This is a genomic window from Paenibacillus peoriae (genome assembly GCF_022531965.1).
Classification (GTDB): domain Bacteria; phylum Bacillota; class Bacilli; order Paenibacillales; family Paenibacillaceae; genus Paenibacillus; species Paenibacillus polymyxa_D.
Map to the genome: position 1 here is coordinate 259,786 of NZ_CP092831.1, position 22,606 is coordinate 282,391.

Genomic DNA, 22,606 nt, shown 5'->3' on the forward strand with positions numbered 1-22,606 from the left:
TTGGTGTAAGAATTTTATAAATAACTCAATTTTGGAGGGTCTGTATGCCATATTGTAAAGTCAAGAATGCCAATATATATTACGAGGAAATTGGTAAAGGCAAACCGATTATAATGATTCATGGTTTTACACCAGACCATCGGTTAATGAGTGGGTGCATGGAACCGATATTTGAAGGTAATTCCGATTGGCGTCGTATCTATCTTGACCTGCCTGGAATGGGACAAACAAAGGATTACGATCAGATATGTAATTCAGATGATATGCTAGAAGCAGTTATAAATTTTATTGAAACTCTTGTCCCAAACGAGGATTATCTCATAGCAGGCGAATCGTACGGTGGATATATTACAAGGGGAATAATTAATAGACATAAAGATCGTATTGGTGGAGCTGCTCTGATTTGTCCATTAATTATTCCTGAACACAAAAGAAGAATACTGCCCGAGCATTTTGTTGTTCATTGTGATCGCGAGTTTATGGGCACCTTAAGTGAAGAGCAAATAAGTGATTTTAGCGCAAATCAAGTCGTTCTCAATGAATATAATTGGAAAAGGTATTCTGAAGAGATAGTGGCAGGTTGTAAGATCGCTGACTACGATTTTCTTAGCAAGATTCAAAGAAACTATGGGTTTTCCACCAATATAGATAAATTAGTTTTTGATAAACCAACAGTATTTACTCTTGGGCGACAAGATGCAGTCGTTGGTTACATAGATGCTTTTAGAATTTTAGATAATTATCCTAGAGCAACCTTCGCCGTTTTAGATCGAGCAGGGCATAATCTTCAGATTGAACAGGTTCTATTATTTGAGTCACTTATGCGTGAGTGGCTTGAAAGAGTAACAGAGTTTGGATTTTAGTTGTATATTAATCCATGAACTAACGGGAAACGTTGATTCAATGAAACAACGAAAACCTAGGACTTTATTTTCTGCTGACAGTATGATTGGAATGATAAAATGCAAAGGCCCTTCTGGCTTTCCATCAGGGAAGCAGCGGAAGGGCTTTTGTTATATATACTTGCCTATACGGGGAGTTTATTTATATCCGCTGCACGGTGAACTCGAATTCCAGCATTTGATCGGCTGTAATTTGGTATTCTTCATGTACCGGGGCTCCCCAGCTATCGTCGCCGCCTACGCCCATTTGCTTGCCAGCTACGGTGACAACGGTGTAGTACACGTTGGGTAGCTCATATAGATGGTAGGCACTTTCCAGCTCAAACGCTGTATACGGCGAAATATTACATTCCACAGGCGCGGTGGCAGGTGCAGTAATGCGAATGCCTCGCTGGGAATCGTCGGTAATATCGACACGGCGCACGCCTGTACGATTGCCGGATTCCTGCGGCACGACATACCCGGATACGTTATCCGCAGCTTCGTTGCGGAATACGCCTAGTCTCGCGCCAAAGGCACGGTCGATGTAATTCTCTTCCGGTCCCATCGCGTACCAGTCCAGATGGCGGTAGTCTGCCGGAACCTTGAACGAAAGGGCAAAGATCGGCAGGTTAGGCAGTCCTGAGACGCCTTCATAAGTCGATTTTACGTTCAGACTGCCATCTGCCAAGACGGTGTAGGCTACCGTTACCTGTGCGTCCGTATGAATGCTCAGCGTGTAGCGGAATGCAACAGTTACACGGTCTGTCTGCTCTTCCGTGACCTCGATGCCCACGCATTTACGTGTCAGACTTGCAGCGAACCAGCCACCGGCTTCAAAGCCCAGTGCGGTTCCCCGATCATTGTCTGTGGTCGCCCGCCAGAACAATGGAGCAGGAGGTGTAGCGATCATCTCACGTCCGGCGTAGCGAAGTGAAGTCAGGCTACCTGCTCCTTTGGAGAACATGATACTGAAATCTGCACCGTGAACGCCAATATTTACATCGCCATGCACCACTCGTAAGGCACCGACCGTAGGGAGCTGCAGCGGATTTGGATCTTCCACGATGAAAATATGCTGTCCGAAGGCCACTTCGTGTCCAGCCTCAGCCCAGAGTGTCGCTTCCTTCAAAACCAGAGCGGTGTGAATGACGTACTCACCGGGCTTCTCGTCTGTGCTTGGGAACGTCAGTGGAATATACGCTTCGGTCTGAGCCGCCACATCCACATGAATGGCATTACGTGCGATCTCTTGGCCCTCATGCAGCAGGCTGTATACAAGCTCGTAGTCCCCCGTTCCTTCGAACAGGTTTTCATTGCGAATGGTTACACCGCTGCGATCCGGGGTGAGCTTCAAATTTTGGTACAGGAATTTGACCTCCTGCATCTTCGGTGAAACCTTCCGGTCCGCATAGACAATTCCGTCCGTACAGAAGCCATAGTCTGTTGGACGGTCATCAAAATCGCCGCCGATCGCGAGGTACTCGCGTCCGTAGCGATCTTTTTTCATGACCGCCTGATCGATGTAATCCCAAATAAAACCGCCCTGATACAGCTCGTATTTGCTCTCCAGCTCGGTATACTTGTGCATGCCGCCCACAGAATTACCCATCGCATGCATATATTCGCAACTGATATACGGCTTTTGTGGATTATCGTTTAAGTATTGCTCGATATCTGCAGGCTTGGCGTACATCCGGCTCTCCATATCGCTAGTATCATCGTACGTACGGTTATGAAACACGCCTTCGTAATGCACTAGACGGCTCGGATCGGTGGTTCGGAAATAGTTAGCTACATTGCGCAGCACTTCGCCTGCATACGACTCATTGCCGCAGGACCAGATCAGAATGGACGCGTGGTTTTTGTCCCGTTCCAGCATGGAAATGGCGCGATCCATGACGATATCTTGCCACTCAGGCAGATTGGCAGGAATATTCCACGATGGCTCGACGGCACCGAGTTTTTGCCAGGAACCGTGTGTTTCCAAGTTCATTTCATCAATTACATAGACTCCGTACTCATCGCATAGCTCATACCACAGAGTCTGGTTTGGATAATGAGAGGTGCGGACAGCGTTCATATTATTCTGCTTGAGCGTCCGAATATCCCACAGCATATCTTCACGGGAAATCGCACGTCCGGTGCGAGCGTTAAATTCATGGCGGTTCACACCTTTAAAGACGATACGTTTGCCGTTCAAATGCATGACCTTGTTGATCAACTCAAATTTACGGAAGCCGATTTTTTGTGGAATAACTTCCACGAGCGATCCACTGGCATCATAAATTTGAATGAACAACGTGTACAAATAGGGTTTCTCCGCGCTCCAGCGCTGCACTTGCTCCAAGGTTGCTGACAGCGAAGCGGTGCCATCCGTAAAGTCAGCTTTCAAAGAAGCTACAACATGGCCGACAGCATTTTTCACATCGACAGTTGCATAGGCAGTTGCTGGTTTTTCCAAGGTCAATTTCAGCTCCAGAAGGCCCTGTGTGTAGGAAGCATCCAGATCTGCCTTGGCATGCAGGTCACGTACGTGAACCGTAGGGATGGTATAGAGATATACGTCTCTGAAAATACCGGAAAAACGCCAAAAGTCTTGATCCTCCAGCCATGCCCCTGTACTTCTTTGATATACCTCTACCGCCAGCTTGTTTTCGCCAGCTTGCAAGAACGGTGTCAGTTCAAAGTCAGACGGCGTGAAGCTGTCCTCGCTATAACCGACAAATTGTCCGTTCAACCATACATAGAAAGCCGACTCGACGCCTTGGAAAGAAATGAACACAGGCTGCGCGTCGGAAGCCATATTTTCCGGCAAAACGAAGCTTTTGATATAGCTCCCGACCGGGTTGTGATCCTCCGGAATATGGGGTGGACGAACGTCCGAATGTCCGTCCCACGGATACATCGTATTCACGTACTGCATTTGGCCAAAGCCTTGCGTCTGAATGTGACCCGGCACCTGAATATCACTCCAGCCGCCGTACTCAAAGCCAGGAGTATAGAACTCTACCGGACGGCTGGCTGGATTTGTTGCATAGTTAAACTTCCAGCTCCCATTCAGGCTATGACGCCAAGCCATATCAGCTTGCTGCTCCGCTTCCTGAAGCGTAGCGTAATATTTGTGATCGGAATAGGCGGGCAGCCGATGTACAGCAAATTTGGTTACGTCGGTCAGCCAGTCCAGACTAGGGGGTTGGATGGTCAAGGCGAACACTCCTTATTTTTAAAATTGAAATGAAGAACGTACACAGAAATCTGTTATTTTACCGAACCCACCATGCCCGCTACAAAGTGTTTCTGCATCAGGAAAAATACCAGTGCAGTCGGAAGTGTGGACAGGACAATGGCGATCATGATGACACCGTAATCCGGTGCATAGCTGGAGCCGAGGTTCGAGATCAACAGCGGAATCGTTTGATTTTCCGGCGTTTGCAGCACAATCAGAGGCCAGAGGTAGTTGTTCCAACTGGACATGAATGTGATGATCGCGGCAGCGGCATAGGTTGTTTTCATTGTAGGCATGTATACCCGGAAGAACAGACCCAGCTCGGACAATCCATCCATACGACCTGCCTCCAGTAGATCTTTGGGAAACATCTTGGTGCTTTGACGGAAAAAGAAGATCAGGAACGCCGTAGTTACGGTCGGAATGACGACAGAAGAGAGCGTATCAATACCGATCCACGGTATGACATTAGAAATGCTGCCGAACATCCGGTAGAGCGGGATCATGATCGCCGCAAACGGAATCATCATAGACATCAGCAGGATATTGAAGACAACGTCTTTCGCTTTACTTCTGTAAATTTCAAAGCCATAACCAGCCAATGACGCGATTAGCATAGCCAGCAGCGTAGTTGAGATGGAGACTTTTGCAGAGTTACTGAGTGCGGTAACGATGTCCACTTTTTCAAGCAAATTGTGCATGTTATCCATCAGATGGGAGCCAGGCAGCAGCTTGCCCTTGGTCACATCGACCGACAGGTTCGTGGCGCTGGATAGCATCCACAGGAACGGGAAAATCGAAACGAACGACACAAGGATCAGAAAGGCGTACGTAAATGCTCTTTTTGTTTTCATCATTTTTTCTCACCTGCCACTTTGAACTGGATAATCGACAAGATAATGATCATAATGACGATGGAATAAGATACGGTCGCCGCATAACCAAAGTCGGATGAATACTTGAAGGACAGATTGTAAATATATTGCGAAATTGAAGATGTCGCGTTCCCTGGCCCACCTTTGGTAATATTCATAATTTCATCGAAGAGTTGGAGTGTACCAATCGTTGATGTAATCGAAGTGAACAGGATAATCGGCTTAAGCAGTGGAACCGTAATGCTGAAGAACTGTCGGATCGGGGAAGCTCCGTCAATACGGGCCGCTTCGTAGATGGAACTGTCAATGTTCTGAAGACCGGACAGGTAAAAGATCATATTATAACCAGTCCAGCGCCATGTGATCGCGATAATAATCGTAACCTTGGCCCAGAAAGGATCTGTAATCCATTGGATGGGCGTGCCAATCACGTGCAGATTCAGCAATAAGGAGTTTACCAGACCGTCGGACGAGAACAGGTACTTGAAGACAACGGAATAGGCTACAAGGGATGTGATACACGGCAAGAAGATAGCGGTGCGGAAAAAGCCCTTGAATTTCAGGTTTTTATCATTCAACAATACCGAAATGAACAGAGCCAGAATGACCATCAAAGGCACCTGGAAAATTAAATAGATAAACGTATTCTTCACGGCGGTTATAAACATTTTATCGGTGAAGAGTCGCTTGTAGTTATCAATGCCGTTAAAGCTCAGATTAGACCCTGTACCTGTCTTAAAGGACAAGATAAGCGCCTGAATCATCGGATAGAAATAAAAAGCGGCGATCATGATCACTGCGATGGATATGAACAACCATCCTGTCATACCTGCTTTGAGACGTGTTGTAGTTATTTTGGGCGCGGCTGTCTTCATACCATGTCAACTCCCTGTGCAGCAATAAAACCTTGAACTCGCAAGCCCAAGGTTTTAAGTGCTTTTCGTTTTATTATTTAGCCTTGGCTAGATGGACTGTCTTATTTAAGCTGTGCTTCCGCTTGTCCTTGAGCATCTTTCAGAACTGCGTCTACATCTTTTCCGTTCAGATAGTTTTGAATTTCAACGGTCATGATATCCTCAATGGCATACGTGTGCAGACCATAATTGACTTTTGGAACTTGTTTAGTCCATTCTGCAAATTTCTTATATACTTTGTCGCCTCCGAAGTACGGATCCTCCACGTCATAAGCTTTACCGCTGGAAGCTGCGTTCAATGAACCGACAATTCCAATTTTGCTCAGCATATCTTGATACAGCTCTGTATCTGTTCCGAATGTTTCTTTCAGGAAATCAGCAGCGGTATCTTGACCGTCCGAGTTAAGGACATACCAGGAGCTGCCGCCGAGGCTGGAAGCATTCACGGATTCAGGTATATTTTTCAGCTTAGGGAAAGGAACAACAGCCCATTTACCGGATTGCGAAGCTTCTGCTTTGATCGAAGGTGTAATCCAGTTACCTGTAGGTACGGAAGCAACTGCACCGCTGTTGAATGCGGCCAAGAACTGACTCCAGTCGGCATTCATTTTAACAATGTTAGCGTCGAACAAGGATTTGTACGTCAAGAGAGCTTCTTTCAGAGCTGGATTACCAGCCAGGTTTGGTGTTTTACCGTCTTCTTTCAGGTACCATGAACCTGCGGTTTGGATCATACCGCGGATCAGACCGAGGTCATTCGGATCTTGAGTCAGCATTTCTTTGCCTGTTTTTTGTTTTACGGCTTTACCAATTTCAATAAATTTGTCCCAATCAATATTGGTCAGGTCCGCTACTTTGTAGCCGGCTTGTTCCAGATAGTCCGTTCTTACATACAGTCCCATAACACCGGAGTCGAATGGAACACCGTACTGCTTGCCATTGTAGCTAGTCGGTCCAATTTTATAATCAGCGAAGTCGGATGCTTTGATCGTGCTGCTCATATCATGGAAAGAATCGGGATAGGCTTGCAGGAAGTTCTGTGCCCGATAATCCTCGATCAGAACCACGTTCGGCAATCCTTTAGTAGATCCGGAGTTAAGGCCGGCATTCATTTTTTGTACGATATCGTTTTGAGCATATTCAACAATGTTTACGGTTACATCTGGGTGTTTGGCAACGTAGCGATCTTTTGCCAGCTTCAGGGCTGCGATATTAAAATTCGGGTCCCAAGCCCAGACGGTGATTTCTTTTTTGCCTGAATCTGTGGTTGTAGCTGCTTTCTCGGAATTGCTGGAGCATGCGGATAGCAAGATCAAGCTTGCAATCAGCAGAAGGAAAGTCATTTTTTTCATTTTGTTCAACCCCTACTCTTTTTTTATATGTTGCTTGCCAGTTCTAAATCTCTTGAATGAAAGCGGTTACCTTGTTTGTAAATCTAGTGTACCATCCATACTTTGTCGGTGTTAGGAATATCTTTATACGGATTGGTCTTATTATTATGATTTATGAAAAAAGGTACCGCTTACATTTGTGTTTTATTTTGATTTAGGTATTTTTTTTAGGTTGAACTAAAGTTGTTCACTAAGCGCCACTGCGCGGCCGGATGGTGCTTCCCATCGCTGTTGCTTGTACAGCACCATTCCGCCCACTCCGTTCTTGTTCCACCTTCTTTGTTTAGTTCAGCCTATTTTTTTATGGGGTAGGTGGGGTGGGTTTTACGATCAGTGGGAGGGTCATTCTCACTTTGGTGCCCTCGCCTTTTTTACTGGAGATGGTCACGCCGTATTCTTCTCCATATAAAAGGGTAATGCGGTTGTGCACATTCTGGATGCCGATGCCTGTGAACAGTTGGCGCTTGCTCTTGGGATTCGGCAGTCCGTCTTGCGCCGTATGCCCGTCCAAATCCATACCGTCCCCATCATCGACCACCTCACAGATCAATGTATCCTCCGTTTTGGACACCAATATATAGATGTGGCCTACATTTTTTTCATTAAACGCATGGAAAAAAGAGTTTTCGATAAAAGGCTGAATGATGAGCTTGGGCACATGGTACTCCAGACAATCGGGTGATACAAAATAATTCACTTGTACCCGCTGCCCGTAGCGCACATGGTTAATGAACACATAATTTTGCATGTTGGCCATTTCCTGCTCGATGGTGATTGTTTCACTCACATTGCTGATTGTATTTTGCAGTAAGGAAATGAGCGCATTGATCGTTTCGGCGGCTGTTTCCTTGTTTCCTTTGAGTACCAGCATTTTGATCGAAGCCAGTGTATTGTACAGAAAATGCGGATTGATCTGCCGTTGTAGTGCAGCAAGCTCTGCGTTTCGTTGGCCTTTTTGCGTCTCTAAAAGCTTACGGATATAGTCATTTAGTTCATCCAACATGTAGTTGTAAGCATGACTTAATTGTCTAACCTCATAGCTGCCTGTTACCGGGATATAATTATCAAAATTTTTCTCACGTATGGTCGACATTTGCTTCACCAGTCGAGTCAGGGAACGAATTAGTCGACGGGATATCAGAAAAACGATCACCAAAGCAATCAGTACGATGGCAATGCAGATCCAGACAACGGATTTAACGTCAATAATTTGCCCAATCGCGGCTTGTCTGTCGATCATGTTCACCAGATAAAAATCAAATGAAGGGATATAGTTGGAAAGGAGGATACTCTCCTTATTCATCACATCCGCATTAATGTAGTTCAATCCCTGTTCATTGATTTTTGTGGCATAGCCTAGCAGCTCACTGGAGCGTTGTCCGATCAGGTCCTGGCGGTTGCTTGATACAATTAATCCCGACTTGTCCAAAATAAGCACATCATTGCCGTTGCTCGTGAAATTGTTGTAGAAACGGCGAAATTCAGGCTCTCGGATAGCGATGTAGATCATGCCGTACAGGGTGCCACTGGTCCGCTCCATAAATGGTTTGGAGGCGATGATATAGGGTGTTGGCTTTTGCGCGGTGGTATTCATTTGTTGCTGAAATAATTCAGTATCCAATTGATACATAAGCTGTGCCGGTCGTGCTACACTTTGGGCTGTAATCGCACTGCTTTTAAGCTCTTCCGCAGTTACAGGCCAATAGGATGAGTCAGAGTAAAAGCTCCGACCGTTCAGACCAGTTACAGCGACACCAACATCATAGGCATCGACGTTCGATTTAATTTGCTTCATTTGCTGTGCCATTCCGAAGTAAGTCCTCGCCGAGTTAATCGAGTCAGATTGACCGCCAGTCAGATAGTTCTTGACCGTTCCATTTTCCGAAGCATGGGTTACGGCATTCACGATGGAATCATTGAAGGATTCAAAGCTGGATTGAATCTGGCTGAGTACCTTGGCATTTGTAATACTGAATGTCTCCGCAAAAAGTCGTTCAGACATTCGAATTGTCACCAAAGAGGTCAGCAAGGACACCGCAGTGATGCTGACCACCATAACAATAAAGATTTTGAAGAACAGACCTTGATATTTGATCTTATGCATATATCTTTTCATATTCAATCTCTTTTCTGCTGGCAGATGTGACTTACTCTCTAATAGAGATGCTCCCGGCGGTACTGACTGGGCGAGGAACCCTTCACCTTTTTGAACACTTTGGTAAAATAGCTGGGGTCCGAATAGCCTACCATGCTGCTAATATCCGAAATGGACATCGTCCCCGACCGTAGTAACTCTGCGGCTTTTTCAACCCGAATTTTGTTCAGATACTCGCTAAAACCTTCTGTATGGTGTGCCGTAAAATAACTGGACAAGTAGGAAGGGTTAAAGTGAAAATATTGCCCAAGTGTCGTCAAATTGAGTGTTTCAGCATGATGCTCCTTAATATACTCCAGCAGTTTTTTCATGCTTGCGCTACTTCCCGGCTGTGTCTTGGCCATGATCTGTCTGTTCGCTTCCTCCAAAAAGGCCTCCAGAAGGCGCACAGCTTCATGTACATGAGGGGCATCATTAATTGTTTTGAAATAGGAATATTTCGCCGCATCCAACTCCTTCATATCATACCCCTGATTCCCGAGCAAAATCGTAATGTTGAACACGATATTTCCAAGAAGCGATTTGAATTCAAAAGCGGTAGAGGTATAGTTACCGGACATGGCGGCTACATAGGACCTCAAATCCTGAAAAGCTGTATCAAAATGCTCACGCTTCATCTCTTCTGTAAATTGTTTTAAGTTAAACGAGCTGTTCACTTGTACAGGCTGAGGGAGTTCGTCTTCTATTAACAGCGCTGTTCCTGGGAAATAAAAGCGGTAACTCAGCAGTTTTGGCAGTTCATCCTGATAGACGTCACTAATCTGATTGAACTCATCAAATAAATGGCTAACTGCCCAGCCTGTCTGTGGATCGACTCGCTTTGTCTCCTGAGCAACTTCCCTAACCGCAGCCATCCAGGCGTCTACTTCCCGTGGATCAAGATTGGCTAAAAACACAGCCGCATAGGCATCAGACGGCAGTTGTCGCAGTACGATGCGCTCACAGGCAGAGGATACTCGATCTGTAAGCTTGGAAAATAGGTCCGAGGCAGAGATGGAGCGCCCTTTATCCTGCTGTACCGACTGTTCTATACCTATGAGCGCAAAACGAGTATAAGGGAATGCTTGCTTCAGCAGCTCGGCGTCATAGTCCATGCTATACCCGGAGATCAGCTTTTCGATCACATGATCTATCGTAATTTGACTATTCCCAGCATCCGCCTGATATTGAATGGATGGAATTTTGCGAGCGGTTCTCTGGAGGACTTGGAGTAGTTCATCCGTGTCCAGCTTGGGCTTTAAAATATAGTCAGCAACCCCTTGTTGAAAGGTGGATCGCACGTAATTAAATTCACCGTAACTGCTAAGCACGATGACTTCAATATCTGGATAATTCTGTCTGACTATGCGCGTCAGCTCCTCGCCATCCATGATCGGCATCACGATATCTGTAATGACAATATGAGGACGCAAGGCTTCAATCAGCTCCAGCGCCTCTTTCCCGTTGGAGGCCTCACCTACAATTCGAAATCCATACTGTTCCCACGATAAATGGTGTTTAATTCCTTGCCGTACCAATATCTCATCATCCACAATCAAAATGTTGCATAGCTCATTCATGGCAGCACTCTCCGTAATTATACCTATTCGAGGATTTGTAAAAATCCTGATTCAAAAAAGACCTCCACCACGTGGACGTCATATCATCTGAGGCACATATTTGATAACGCTTCCAACTTAGCTTGAATCTAAAGCATTTAACCTTTACATGCTAACATAAACCACACGGGGATTCCAAAAAAAATTAGTCCAAATGGCATATAAAACACAAAAAAGGCAGCCGAGAAAACCTCGACAGCCTTAAACAACCGGGATTACCTTATACAGTACCCCAAGTCCGATCTCCTGCCAAATATTTTTCAGTCAAAATAGACAGCAGTTGAATGCCAACCTCATTGTGTCCTCCCTCAGGAAGGATCAGGTCAGCGTATTTCTTGGAAGGCTCAATAAATGCCTCATGCATCGGCTTAACCGTAGTCAGATAGTGATCGTGGATCGAATGGATGGTGCGGCCGCGTTCCTCAATATCGCGAAGAACCCGACGGAGAATACGCACATCAGGGTCCGTATCCACAAATACTTTGATGTCAAGCAGGCTGCGGAGCTTTTCGTCTGACAGTACGTGCAGACCCTCCAACATAACGATATGATTTGGCAGAAGCTCTACCGTCTCGTCCGTGGAGCGGGCATGAACCGTAAAATCATACACGGGCGCTTGTGTCGCTTGTCCTTTTTTCAGACATTGGAGATGCTCAATAAGCAATTCGTTGTCAAAGGCAAACGGATGATCATAATTGACCAAAGCACGTTCATCATAGCTCAGATGTGAATGGTCTTTATAATAGTTATCCTGAGATATGAAAGTCACTTTATTAGATCCCAGACGCTCAACGACGGCGCGTGCTACCGTCGATTTACCGGAACCTGTACCGCCGGCAATACCAATAATAAGCATGGCGTTTCACTTACCCTTCCCTAAATGTATCCCGATACAACTCAAGTATTGTAGCACAATGCACACTTTTTTTCATCACTGTTGAACTTTGTATTTCTTCCATTTCCGTATCTTGGCTCTGAATGTTTTAAACGGTGCCACCGAGTTGATGTGAATCCATCTTGCCATGGGCCAGTTTGGATTCGTACCCGTCCAATTGTGAACGCCTTGAGTGAAGAGCTCTTCGTGGCTAAGTGTGTCGATCCAATCCAGCCACTTTTGCTCAGTCAACTTGAACATATCGCGTAATTCGCGTAAAGATTGGTGGGAGTAAGTCTTGTAAAATGATTGATATAGTTCGCCTAGTCTGTTCCATTTATAATTGGGGGCGGGCATGATGACGGTTTTTCCTTCCCGTTCGTCTCTGTCCCATGTCATGACAAGATGAAGCCATCCGAGCTGGTAGGCAATCATCTCTGCGGGTGTTTTATCTACTTCAGGGATACGAATATCTTTTTGGCTCTCGTCGATCTCCTGAAACTCACCGTCAAATCGTAAATAGGAGGCATGAATGGCTTCCTTTAACTCCGATTTGGAAGCGTAGTCGTAGCTGGACATCTCATCGCTCCTTTAAATGATATGGATGATACTCACCCCTTTATATGTACCATTCCCAATATGACAACTGTATGTCTTATTCAAAAATAAAAAAATATCGTTTTTTGTGATTTTATGAAACAGAATTTGGCGTGTTCACGAAACAGGATGCAAAATTAATTGAAAAATTAAGACAAAAGATAAGTAATTAGACATATTTTAATATATATTTAAATGCCTATAATTATTGGAGTATAGCGTTTGAGGGCCCTCATTGGTGTTGGGATATTATTCTCTTCATCAGTACGTTATATACCGTTGGGGCAGGTCATGTCCGATGAACGGTGCAACCTTTGCTTTAGTATTCATGAATCTAACCAAGAAGGGGATTGTTATATGAAATCGAGTTTGCTAAGAAAATGTGCAAGTGTAATGTTAAGCAGTACGTTGGTACTGTCTTTATCATTACCGTTGCTAGGTCATGCACATGCGGATGGGAATTTACAGATAAGTGATGATTTCGAACAAGGAAAAGCTCAAGGCTGGACCGCGGATTCGGGGAACTGGTCTGTGGTCAAGGATGGGAATGGCTCTACATACCAGCAATCTAGTCGAAGCGAAAGCCATTCCGTTAAGGGTAATGCCTCATGGACGAACTATAGCGTGCAAGCAGATGTATATGTAAATGATTTTAATGGCTCCAATCGAGTCTACGTTGCAGGTAGATACACAGATTCCAACAACTTCTACGCAGCATCGTTGTACAACAAGAATGACGGAGCGCTTGAGATTCGAAAAAAAGTCAAAGGCTCTATGAAGACACTGGCTACCAATAAAAAATACAAACTGGACACGAATACATGGTACAGAGTTAAGCTGGAACTATCCGGTTCGGAAATCAAAATGTATGTCAATGATCAACTGGAGCTGTCCGCAACAGACACCAGCCTCACTGCTGGAGCCATTGGTTTGGTGACCTCCAAAGCAGCTGCCGAATTCGATAATGTGATTGTATCCGGTGCTTCTTCTGAGGTAGATCCAGGAACACCGCCTGTGAATCCAACACCAGGTACAGAAAAACCGACTCCTGGAGTGGACCCTGATGTAACCTCTAAAAGTAACTATAATTTGACTGGCTTTTCGTATGGTAATACAGGTGGTGGCAACATTGCGGATACAGATGCCAACTACAAAAAAGTTTACAACGCTGTAGATCTCAACGAAGCACTGAAGAAAGGCAGCAAAGTCAAAGTGATTGAGATTATGAACGATCTTGATCTCGGTTGGAATGAAATTCCTAGTGCTGCCAAAGTAATGCCTTTTAGTGCCAACAATCCTGTACAAACACATCCTGTTCTGAAAAAGACAGGTGTGAGCAAAGTCTATATCGAAAATATGAATGGGGTTACGATTTTCTCGGCCAATGGTGCGAAAATCAAACATGCCGGCTTTGTTATCAAAAGAAGCTCCAATTTGATTTTTCGTAACCTCGAATTTGATGAACTTTGGGAGTGGGATGAAGCAACCAAAGGGAACTATGACAAGAATGACTGGGACTATATTACTGTCGAAGGTGCAAGCTCCAAGGTATGGATCGACCATTGCACATTTAACAAAGCCTATGATGGTCTGGTAGATGTGAAAAAAGGGAGTAACGGAGTTACGATTTCCTGGTCCTTGTTCAAAGGAGATGACCGCAGCTCCAACAGCTGGGTAACCCAACAAGTCAATGCGATGGAAGCAGACAAGTCTTCCTATCCTATGTACGCTTATCTGAGAAGCAGTGCAGTAGGCATGAGTAAAGAAGATATCATTGATATTGCAGCAGGACAAAAGAAAGCGCATCTGGTTGGTGCCACGGAAATGGCAGGCGACAATGCGGATTTGGAAGTGACGCTGCATCATAATTACTACCTGGATATTCAGGACCGTATGCCACGTTTGCGTGGTGGTAATGCTCATGCATATAACATCGTTATGGACGATGCCGGATTGGCCAGAGCCAAAAAAAGAATTACTTCTGACATGGCTAAAGCAATTGCCGCAAAGGGATACCATTTTGATGTCGTGGGTAATGGTGCAATTTCAACAGAAAACGGCGCGGTATTGCTAGAAAAGTCTTATTTAATTGATGTGTTTTCTCCAGTGCGTAATAATCAAAAAGATCCTAACAAAGCGGATTACACAGGTAAAATCAAAGCCGAAGAGGTTATCTCTTCCGACAATGGTACCGTATTCAGAGGAGGCAGTGAAGCTGCGAATAGCCCGTTAGCCCCTTATCCTGCGAAGGCCAAGGGCTTCTCTTGGAATGGGTTCACAACGTTGCCATACAGCTATACTGCCGAAGACCCTGCTAACCTGGTTGCTCAATTGCAGGCCAAGGATGGAGCGGGTGCAGGCAAGCTGAACTGGTCGAGTGAAAACTGGCTCAAAACGGTGTACAATACAGCCGCTACGAAAGATGCAATAGTGGAAGAAGATTCCGAATAGGTAGGCATATAAAAAAGCAGCCAGGACAGATATGCTCTGTTTCTGGTTGCTTTTTTGGTTACCCACGTTTAGGCTGCGTTCGGTATGAGCTTAACCAATAACGACAAATGAGGATACGCCAGCAGGTACGGATCTAACGCGGAATAATACTCCATCATCTCTAAAAGTACGCAGAATATAAGGCTGGTTCGTAGGTGTGCGGACTCTGTTGAATCGGGCAGTACCAAAGCGGTCGAAGCCTGCAGCTTGGACAAAGGTTCCATCTAAACGCCGGAGTGTTGCAAAAAATCCAGACGTGTTAAAAGGTACACCATCATTGTTAGCCCAGATAACTGTAAATCTACGAAGGGTTTGTGTTGGACTCACATTGCGATATCTCGTAACAGGAACCTTTCTGCCCGTAGATTTCAGCGTTTGTGGAGGACGAATGGCCACTTCAAATCAACTCCTTTGTTGTGATGAGATAGTAAATGCACACAAAGGAGTTTTGGACCGGACTATAAACTACTGCTTCCTAAAAATAGGTATATATTGAACTTGGGACATCATTATGCCCACTCGCGCCGTAGCGTAAAGAGGTCTTTTAACGCGTCTGTAGACAGCTCAGTAATCCAGCCTTCGGTACTGGTTATGATTTGGTCGCTAAGCTGCTGCTTGCTCTCCAGCATTTCATCAATGCGTTCCTCCAGCGTGCCCAGCGAGATAAATTTGTGCACCTGTACATCCTTCGTTTGTCCCATCCGATAGGCTCGGTCTGTGGCCTGATTTTCAACAGCCGGATTCCACCAGCGATCAAAGTGAAAGACGTGGTTGGCTGCCGTCAGATTCAGACCCACCCCCCCGGCTTTGAGCGACAAAATAAACACGGATGGCTGCTCGGCAGGGGGGAGCGTGTGAGATTGGAATTGATCAATCATTCGGTCACGCGCCGTTTTGGACGTGCTACCGTTCAGATAGAGCACAGGCTCTTGCAGCTCCTGAGCGAGTACCCGCTGGAGCATCTGCCCCATACCAATATACTGTGTAAAAATAAGGCAGCGCTCGCCCTCCTCCCGCAGTTCCTTGACCATAGCCAGAATGCGCTCTAGCTTGGATGAACGGCTAATGACCGTCTCAAGATCGGACTGACTATAACCGGAAGCCGCTGCATCCGGGAATGCCTCCTTGGTTAAGAGGGCTGGGTGGTCGCAAAGCTGCTTCAACTGGGTAAGGGCGGATAAAATGGCTCCTTTCCGTTCAATCCCTTCCAGCTTCTGCATCCGTTCCATCAACTCTTTGACAATCTGGTCATAGAGCGCGCCCTGCTCAGAGGTCAGATGAATGTAGGTTTTCATCTCATTCTTGTCAGGCAAATCAAGCTGTATAGCAGGGTCCTTCTTCTTGCGCCGCAGCATGAAGGGCTGAACCAGCTTTTGCAAATCTAATGTGCGCTGCTCGTTATGTTCCTTCTCAATAGCATTCATAAAACGATTGCTAAAGGCGCGTGAGCTGCCCAGATAACCTGGATTGATAAAATCATAAATGGACCACAGCTCGGACAATCGATTTTCAATAGGTGTCCCGGTCAACGCAATCCGATGACGTGCAGGAAAGCTGCGCACGGCTGTGGATTGCTTGGTTTGCGCATTTTTAATGTTTTGCGCTTCATCCAGGCAGACCGAATCCCAGGTCATGCTTTGTAGCAGCTCTTGATCCAGGGTTGCCGTAGCAAAGGAGGTCAGGATGACATCAGCCTGCTCTACTTCTTCACGGAACAAGTCTCCCTGCTTCCGCCTGCTTCCATAGTGCAGCATCACCTTCAATGAAGGGGCGAAGCGGCTGAGTTCCTTCTGCCAGTTGCCCAGCACCGACGTCGGGCAAATCAGCAGCGAACTGGAGCGGACACCCGTCTCAGCGGCAATTTCCTGTAAGTGCAGTAAATAAGTAATAAATTGCACCGTTTTACCAAGTCCCATGTCATCGGCCAGACAGGCCCCCAGTCCAAAACGCCGTAAAAAGGCAAGCCATGCGTACCCGTCCCTCTGATACGTCCGCAGCTCAGCTTGCAGCCCGTCCGGCACGTCCAATGCAGGCCATTCTGACTGCCGTCCGAGCTGGCTGATCAGCTTCAGCAGATGGGCATTCAGCTCGACTTCCAGCCGGAAGCGTGCCGCATCCTCCGGCTGCTCACTCGAGGCGTCGCCTTCAGGATCGTCGGCGTTGCCGAGCAGGTGGAGCTGCAGGATGTCCTGAAAGGACAATCCCTGAGCGCTGTCGATCCCGGCCATAGCCCGGCGGATCTGCGCCAGCAGCGCAGGGTCGAGCGCGATCCATTGCCCGCGAAAGCGAACCAAGCGCTCGTTGCGAGCGACCAGCTCGGCGAATTCCGACTCGCTCAGATCGGCATCGCCGATGGCAACACGCCAATCGAACTGGACAATCGAGTCCAGTCCGAACAGCGAGCTGCCCTTCGTGCGCTCTCCCGCCCCTTCGCCCGGGCGTACCTTGGCCCGCAGCTTCGGCTTCTTGCGGGTAGCTGCCTCCCACCAAGCCGGGAGCAGCACTTGCCAACCGCTTTCCAGCAGACGCTGGCTGTCGGTCGTCAGGAATTGCCACGCCGCTTCGTCGGAGAGCGGGCGATTCAGCACGTCATCGCGGCTTCCGGCACGCTGCCCGGCAGGCAAAATCGAGGTCAAGCCTTCTAGCCACCCGGCTGAGCGCTCACGGACATGTGCTGTCCAGGCATCGGGCCATGAGCCGGATGCGTACCCATCATCGGCGAGCTGTACAGACACCAGCAACGCCGGGTCTTGCTTGTCCTGCAACACAAGCTTGAGCTGCCAGGACGGCTCGTCGTCCTCCAGCTCTGGCTCCAGCAGTTGCAGAAGCGGCCGAAAGGGCGCGGTATCGGCTTTCCAGCCGATGGCGATGAGCCAGGCCCGCGCGTCTAGACCCGCCGCGGCTGGGCGGTTGGAGGCGAAGAGAATCGGATATTCTCTTCGCAAATCGGCGGCTTCCGCTTCGGTGCCGTACCAGCGTTGAAATACGGCAGACGAGAACGCCGCTATCAGCCCATCTTGTTCGTCCTTCTCCAAGTTGCCTAGCAAAGCAAGCTCTGCCGGCTGGATGTTTTCCAGTACTTCCCCTTCCGCATCCCATTCCCATTGCAGCTTCCCTGCCTGGAACGCCGTGAAGCTGGGCACATAGGCTTTCGCTTCAATACAGTGAGCAAGCGAAGGGATCAGCTGAAGCCATGGGGCATGGGCCTCGTCCCAGATCCATTCGATATGCTTTAGAAGCTCGCGCTCTGCCAGAAAAGGAATCACCTGCTCCGAAGGCAGCAGGATAATATCCGTGTCTTGAACATGTTGAATCTCCAGCTCGGTGCCATAAAACGAAGCCTCATGCCAAGCAAACAAACGCTGCTTCAGAATTTGGCCGGAAATGCTATAGTTCATGGAGGAATCGCCATAGATCAGCGCGTCTCCATAGGTAGTTAATTGGATATGCACGGTAATCGTTTCGGTATATTGACTCATGATAACAATTTCCCTTTCCGCAATTCCTCCTGTAGCGCCCGCAGGCGGCTATGACGGCTGGTGAAGGTCGTAAAGAACAGCTCCCAGCGTGATTCTTGCTTCATTTTCTTGTACAGCTTGAACAGCCGCTTTAATAGCTTGACTGCTGCTTTATAGCTGGATCTGTTTTTTTCTAGCACATAGCGTTCTACCGCTTGATGGTAAAAGGGGAGTAGTAACTCAGGCGCGTTCTTTTCAATGGGCTGTAACACGCTCACTCGAAAACTCAAAGGTTCACTGCGTATGCTTAGCTGATAGTCGATCCATGACCGCCATTTCTCGTGAGCAAGCAGTGCCTCTTCATACATTCCTCCGGCAAATGGAAGCATACCCACCAGCGTGTCCCACATGTCCTGCTCCGCTTCTGGAAGGTGCTGCAAAACCACATCCCAATCATGCATATAATCCTGTAAATGGTCATCCCGATGACTGTGAAGCAGGGGACCGATATGCCGCAGTCCGTCCTTGAGGCGTGCCCAATTCTCAGCTTTACGCAACGCCTGTAAGAACAAAAGCAATTGGTTGGAAGAGATTTTTAGTGGAAAAGCTCGTTCCGCTTCCTGAAGAAGTACCCAGGCTTCATTATCCTGCGATTGGAAAATATGCATCCAGCTGCGAGCCAACATCCACGGAAGCCTTGCTAAAGTAGTGCCGAGATCCTCCTCAGCCGCCTGCAAATGCTGTAATTCCTCCGTATATATGCTGGAGTCCTGTCTTACGGGATGCACCCAGTACAGCCAAAACTGATAATACGCGTCTGAAAAATAAGTACCGTTACGCGATTCTGTCAGCATTTTTCGGCGTAAATAGGCTAAGGTTTCTGCCATACGGGCTTCTTGCATCGGTTCATCGGTCAGCTCCAGTGGACTCTCAAAATCACGATCGATCGCTTCTTTAAGCTCATCGGCAGCAATTTGCGTGTAATACCCCATATAGGTATGAGAGGGATAGCCTGGCATGGAAGACTGAGGTACCAGCTTTTCCAGCACACGCAGATGAGCATGCAGTCCGTATAGCTGTTGCATGCCAGGTGAAAGCGGTGGCTTCACAGCATAGATCGAGGCTAAAGCGCTTTGGACAAATTGGGAGTTTTGTGTGTTCACACGATTAAGGGCGATACACTGATCGAACAGATCATGCCACTCTGAAATGGGCATGTCCGGTATTTTACTTGCAGTTTTACTGAGGGCGTTTCTTGTTGTTTCCTTGTGATCCGGTGAAAGATTCGACCGGGAAGGAGGTGTGTTACGCGTGTCAGCTTTTGTCGACAATCGAGTGAATCCCGCCGAATGAGCGTTCACTAAAGCATGTACAGAACGTTCCTGTTCATTCGCGTAATTCAGTAGTACGGCGATCATATGCTTGCAGTTGGCGTGGACAGGGCATGTACATCTGCTGGCAGCAAAAGCGCTCAAGTGGAGATCCACCTCGTATAGCTCGCTTCCATCCACGACAGCTGCAATATGATCGGCATCAGGCATTACGAATTCTTTTACCTTTCCTTGCTTAAAATATTGGAAACCTCGTTTGATCGTCACATCATTAAAATGGTCAGCCACGTTTTGAATAAGCTGTTGCCACTGTATATCATCCATAAGATAGGTTGGTTTCATATGCATTAGTCTCCTAAGAGAGAATAGTTAATCCGATGACTGCTTAACTCTTCCATTATATCAGTTCACGGATATAAATTGAGTGGAGGGAGCAGTTGGAAAATTCCGAAGAATAACCATCGGGTAAAAAGTAAAAATCCCCTTACGCTATAGCATAAGGGGTTTGATTCATTGGCAAGAGCGGGGAGGCATTCTCTATTGTTTCCCATCCGGATTCTCTGTTCGATGGAAGACCATAGAGATAACAAGAAGCACCAAGGGTACTACTGCGCATACAGCAATTCCAAAATAACCTATTATTTTATCGAAGTTGCCTATCTCAACAAAATTTTGGGGATACATGCTCAGGCAAAATAATATAATTAACGGGAGATAACAGATATACCCGTTCCACTTTTGGGTGAGCTGGCTGATCCCCGTTACAATATAGAAATAATAGTTTGAGGCGGTCATGAAAATTTTGATCGTCCACAAAATGATAAATAATATTTCAAATCGTTCCAGGAACGCGCCGGGGAATTCAATTTGCTGTGCAAAAGAAACGACTGGCCATTGCAGTCGGGAAACTTCCTCAACTGACATACAGCCGACGACCATCGTTACCATTAAAATATACAAACCCATTGCAATCGAGTAGCCGATTGACCCAGCCTTCCATGCTTTTTGGGGATGGGTCATCACATTAGTTAATATAAGGATGGATTCAAAACCCAATGTAGAGAAAGGTATAACTTTAAGTGATTCAAAGATCGGTCGCCATCCTTTATGGAAAACAGGGCGCAAATTATCAAGATTGAAATGGTTGACATTAAGAACGACCAACAATAAAAAAACAATAAGGGTTAAAGGGAAAAAAAGTTCGATCAATCGAACCATTGCATGGAGACCGCCCCAGGTCAAATACCCAATAAGCAGAAGAAACGGTAAGAGAATCATACTTATTGGGGTTCTCTCCAGTGCAAGACCTTTGAGGAATTCCGCCATCATTCTACATACAAAAGAGCATATCATCGTGCAATGTACAATAAATGCAATATTGATGAGCAGGCCGATGAATTTACCCGCGATCACAGGATTGAGCTCATAGAACGTCTTCCCTGGAAATCTCCGGCACAGTTTAAAATGGATAAAAACGATGCCTACCCCAAGCAGACTTGCCAGCAAAAGTCCCTGCCACACGTCGGGCGTTTGTGTCTTTTCCGCGATGGTTCTTGGCAAACTGACAATTCCCACAGCGTACACGGTCGAAGTGACTGTAAGTAAGGCTTGAAGGGTAGAGATTTTTTCCTGTTTCATGGAAGGTATGTTGGACATTACTCTTCCTCTCCTTTTGTATAAGCACCTGTTCGTTTAATCTGTACTTCAGCCTGAACATCGATTGGTATTTGACTGAATGTATTTTGCCAATTTTCCTTTACCCGATCCCAGTAAGCGGGATAGTTCACTTTTACTTTTGTGCCAAAACCGACTACATCTGCTCTCATTTCTTTCTGAAGTGTGTTTAGCGATTGGGATATGGTCTGTTTGATTTCATCTTGCGCTGCTTCTTTGGCGGTTCGGATGAATGATTCCTTCAGGAAGTCCACAGAAGTAACCGAGTTTTCGTTTAGCTTGATATCTGTTTTGATACGAACTGTGAATGAGAGATCCTGTCCATTAAGGTGGGGAATAAGTTTACTATGGGCATCCTCAACTTCAAAGACCATGTGTTGTTTCGTCTTTGGGTCCTCAACTTTAATAATGGAACCCTTCGTTTTTCCCAGCATCCAGTTGATCCCGATAACATCCTCTTCGTCCAGCCAATAAGCAAATTTCTTCGTTTTGCCGCTGACCAGAGCTGCTCCTGAGAAGTGATTGCCGTCATTGCTTTCTAGGCATTGAATGAGGAAGTCAGCTCCTTGTGAGATATGTGTAGACATTTCCCCTAATGTTATTCTATAAGGTATTTTTGAGTTGAAATCACTATTTTTGGCCAATGCTTCAAGGTCAATGGAAGGTATCTCTTTATGTTTGCCAATCTTATTGAGCACTTCTTTCGCATTGCCTTTTACGATCATAACAAGTGATTTTCGACTCGGTTTATAGGAGCGAGTAAACGTATCTAACAATTGGTCGATTCTTGTTTTTTGTATAGCTTGGTCACTAATCAAAATTAAGCGAATAAAACTATATAAAGGAGCACGGGATACCTGCTTGGCCTGTTCCCTGGAAGCAGACTGGATTGAATCTTTGTTAAAGGTTGTTACGTTGCTATACATATTTTTTCTGGATTTCTGCGCTATTAAGTGCTGGTAGGTAAGTTCCAGCATATCCTGCTGATCCGTATCAATGGCGACGCCTTGAATAATACTCAAGTTATCGATCTCTCTGCTATCCCAACAACCGGTGAGGAGAGCAGCACATGCGATCCATGCAGCAAAGCATTTTTGCGCCCATAGGGTTCGACGAAACAGAAAGATGTAAGAGAGCAT

The 22,606-nt window shown here is 46.4% G+C and carries 15 protein-coding genes; 2 read left to right on the top strand and 13 right to left on the bottom strand.

Features of this window, described 5'->3' with window-relative positions:
• The first annotated feature begins 44 nt into the window (after nucleotides 1-44).
• Nucleotides 45-863, top strand: a complete 819-nt coding sequence (locus tag MLD56_RS01115) for an alpha/beta fold hydrolase (RefSeq protein WP_029516913.1) — start codon at nucleotides 45-47, stop codon at nucleotides 861-863.
• A 181-nt stretch (nucleotides 864-1,044) separates the two neighbouring features.
• Here the strand turns inward: MLD56_RS01115 and MLD56_RS01120 are convergent, their stop codons facing one another.
• The 8 genes from MLD56_RS01120 to MLD56_RS01155 form a co-directional block, all read right to left on the bottom strand.
• Nucleotides 1,045-4,089 carry a beta-galactosidase, LacZ type gene (locus MLD56_RS01120; protein ID WP_029516912.1) on the bottom strand — a complete coding sequence of 1,015 codons (3,045 nt, stop codon included), beginning with the start codon at nucleotides 4,087-4,089 and terminating at the stop codon, nucleotides 1,045-1,047.
• 53 nt (nucleotides 4,090-4,142) lie between these two features.
• A complete protein-coding gene (locus tag MLD56_RS01125; RefSeq protein ID WP_013308300.1) occupies nucleotides 4,143-4,967 on the bottom strand; it encodes a carbohydrate ABC transporter permease in 825 nt (274 codons plus the stop codon).
• Nucleotides 4,964-5,860 (bottom strand): carbohydrate ABC transporter permease, encoded by an 897-nt coding sequence (locus MLD56_RS01130; protein ID WP_013308301.1) that lies wholly within the window; start codon nucleotides 5,858-5,860, stop codon nucleotides 4,964-4,966. Before MLD56_RS01130 ends, MLD56_RS01125 begins: the two co-directional genes overlap by 4 nt.
• Nucleotides 5,861-5,961: 101 nt before the next feature.
• Nucleotides 5,962-7,251 (bottom strand): ABC transporter substrate-binding protein, encoded by a 1,290-nt coding sequence (locus MLD56_RS01135; protein WP_029516911.1) that lies wholly within the window; start codon nucleotides 7,249-7,251, stop codon nucleotides 5,962-5,964.
• 340 nt (nucleotides 7,252-7,591) lie between these two features.
• Nucleotides 7,592-9,406: a cache domain-containing sensor histidine kinase gene (locus tag MLD56_RS01140; RefSeq protein WP_029516910.1), complete on the bottom strand. Its 1,815-nt coding sequence runs from the start codon at nucleotides 9,404-9,406 to the stop codon at nucleotides 7,592-7,594.
• Nucleotides 9,407-9,444: 38 nt separating this feature from the next.
• On the bottom strand, nucleotides 9,445-11,004 hold the full coding sequence (locus MLD56_RS01145; protein WP_241113453.1) for a response regulator transcription factor: 1,560 nt from the start codon (nucleotides 11,002-11,004) through the stop codon (nucleotides 9,445-9,447).
• A gap of 259 nt (nucleotides 11,005-11,263) precedes the next feature.
• Entirely contained in the window at nucleotides 11,264-11,899 is a 636-nt protein-coding gene (gene udk / locus MLD56_RS01150) for a uridine kinase (protein ID WP_013308305.1), read from the bottom strand.
• A gap of 75 nt (nucleotides 11,900-11,974) precedes the next feature.
• A complete protein-coding gene (locus MLD56_RS01155) occupies nucleotides 11,975-12,496 on the bottom strand; it encodes a ClbS/DfsB family four-helix bundle protein (RefSeq protein ID WP_029516908.1) in 522 nt (173 codons plus the stop codon).
• 375 nt (nucleotides 12,497-12,871) lie between these two features.
• On the opposite strand from MLD56_RS01155, the gene MLD56_RS01160 reads away from it, so the two are divergent.
• Nucleotides 12,872-14,965, top strand: a complete 2,094-nt coding sequence (locus MLD56_RS01160) for a pectate lyase family protein (RefSeq protein ID WP_029516907.1) — start codon at nucleotides 12,872-12,874, stop codon at nucleotides 14,963-14,965.
• Nucleotides 14,966-15,055: 90 nt separating this feature from the next.
• Here the strand turns inward: MLD56_RS01160 and MLD56_RS01165 are convergent, their stop codons facing one another.
• The 5 genes from MLD56_RS01165 to MLD56_RS01185 all read right to left on the bottom strand — a co-directional run bounded on the left by MLD56_RS01165 (nucleotide 15,056) and on the right by MLD56_RS01185 (nucleotide 22,606).
• Nucleotides 15,056-15,400, bottom strand: a complete 345-nt coding sequence (locus MLD56_RS01165) for a hypothetical protein (protein ID WP_016820169.1) — start codon at nucleotides 15,398-15,400, stop codon at nucleotides 15,056-15,058.
• A 113-nt stretch (nucleotides 15,401-15,513) separates the two neighbouring features.
• The gene (locus MLD56_RS01170; protein ID WP_029516906.1) at nucleotides 15,514-18,483 is read right to left on the bottom strand and encodes a DEAD/DEAH box helicase; all 2,970 of its coding nucleotides are present in this window, start codon (nucleotides 18,481-18,483) and stop codon (nucleotides 15,514-15,516) included.
• Nucleotides 18,480-20,135, bottom strand: coding sequence for an SWIM zinc finger family protein (locus MLD56_RS01175; protein WP_029516905.1), 1,656 nt, complete (start codon nucleotides 20,133-20,135; stop codon nucleotides 18,480-18,482). Before MLD56_RS01175 ends, MLD56_RS01170 begins: the two co-directional genes overlap by 4 nt.
• A gap of 195 nt (nucleotides 20,136-20,330) precedes the next feature.
• Nucleotides 20,331-21,449 (bottom strand): GerAB/ArcD/ProY family transporter, encoded by a 1,119-nt coding sequence (locus MLD56_RS01180; protein WP_029516904.1) that lies wholly within the window; start codon nucleotides 21,447-21,449, stop codon nucleotides 20,331-20,333.
• On the bottom strand, nucleotides 21,449-22,606 hold the full coding sequence (locus tag MLD56_RS01185) for a Ger(x)C family spore germination protein (RefSeq protein ID WP_029516903.1): 1,158 nt from the start codon (nucleotides 22,604-22,606) through the stop codon (nucleotides 21,449-21,451). The genes MLD56_RS01180 and MLD56_RS01185 overlap by 1 nt, the downstream gene beginning before the upstream one ends.

What these genes read in the sequence shown, in the direction of transcription:
- MLD56_RS01115 (WP_029516913.1), top strand. Translation starts at nt 45, where the DNA reads ATGCCATATTGTAAAGTCAAGAATGCCAATATATATTACGAGGAAATT.
- MLD56_RS01160 (WP_029516907.1), top strand. Translation starts at nt 12,872, where the DNA reads ATGAAATCGAGTTTGCTAAGAAAATGTGCAAGTGTAATGTTAAGCAGT.
- MLD56_RS01170 (WP_029516906.1), bottom strand. Translation starts at nt 18,483, where the DNA reads ATGAGTCAATATACCGAAACGATTACCGTGCATATCCAATTAACTACC.
- MLD56_RS01175 (WP_029516905.1), bottom strand. Translation starts at nt 20,135, where the DNA reads ATGAAACCAACCTATCTTATGGATGATATACAGTGGCAACAGCTTATT.
- MLD56_RS01125 (WP_013308300.1), bottom strand. Translation starts at nt 4,967, where the DNA reads ATGATGAAAACAAAAAGAGCATTTACGTACGCCTTTCTGATCCTTGTG.
- MLD56_RS01145 (WP_241113453.1), bottom strand. Translation starts at nt 11,004, where the DNA reads ATGAATGAGCTATGCAACATTTTGATTGTGGATGATGAGATATTGGTA.
- udk (WP_013308305.1), bottom strand. Translation starts at nt 11,899, where the DNA reads ATGCTTATTATTGGTATTGCCGGCGGTACAGGTTCCGGTAAATCGACG.
- MLD56_RS01180 (WP_029516904.1), bottom strand. Translation starts at nt 21,449, where the DNA reads ATGTCCAACATACCTTCCATGAAACAGGAAAAAATCTCTACCCTTCAA.
- MLD56_RS01135 (WP_029516911.1), bottom strand. Translation starts at nt 7,251, where the DNA reads ATGAAAAAAATGACTTTCCTTCTGCTGATTGCAAGCTTGATCTTGCTA.
- MLD56_RS01140 (WP_029516910.1), bottom strand. Translation starts at nt 9,406, where the DNA reads ATGAAAAGATATATGCATAAGATCAAATATCAAGGTCTGTTCTTCAAA.
- MLD56_RS01185 (WP_029516903.1), bottom strand. Translation starts at nt 22,606, where the DNA reads ATGCTCTCTTACATCTTTCTGTTTCGTCGAACCCTATGGGCGCAAAAA.
- MLD56_RS01130 (WP_013308301.1), bottom strand. Translation starts at nt 5,860, where the DNA reads ATGAAGACAGCCGCGCCCAAAATAACTACAACACGTCTCAAAGCAGGT.
- MLD56_RS01155 (WP_029516908.1), bottom strand. Translation starts at nt 12,496, where the DNA reads ATGTCCAGCTACGACTACGCTTCCAAATCGGAGTTAAAGGAAGCCATT.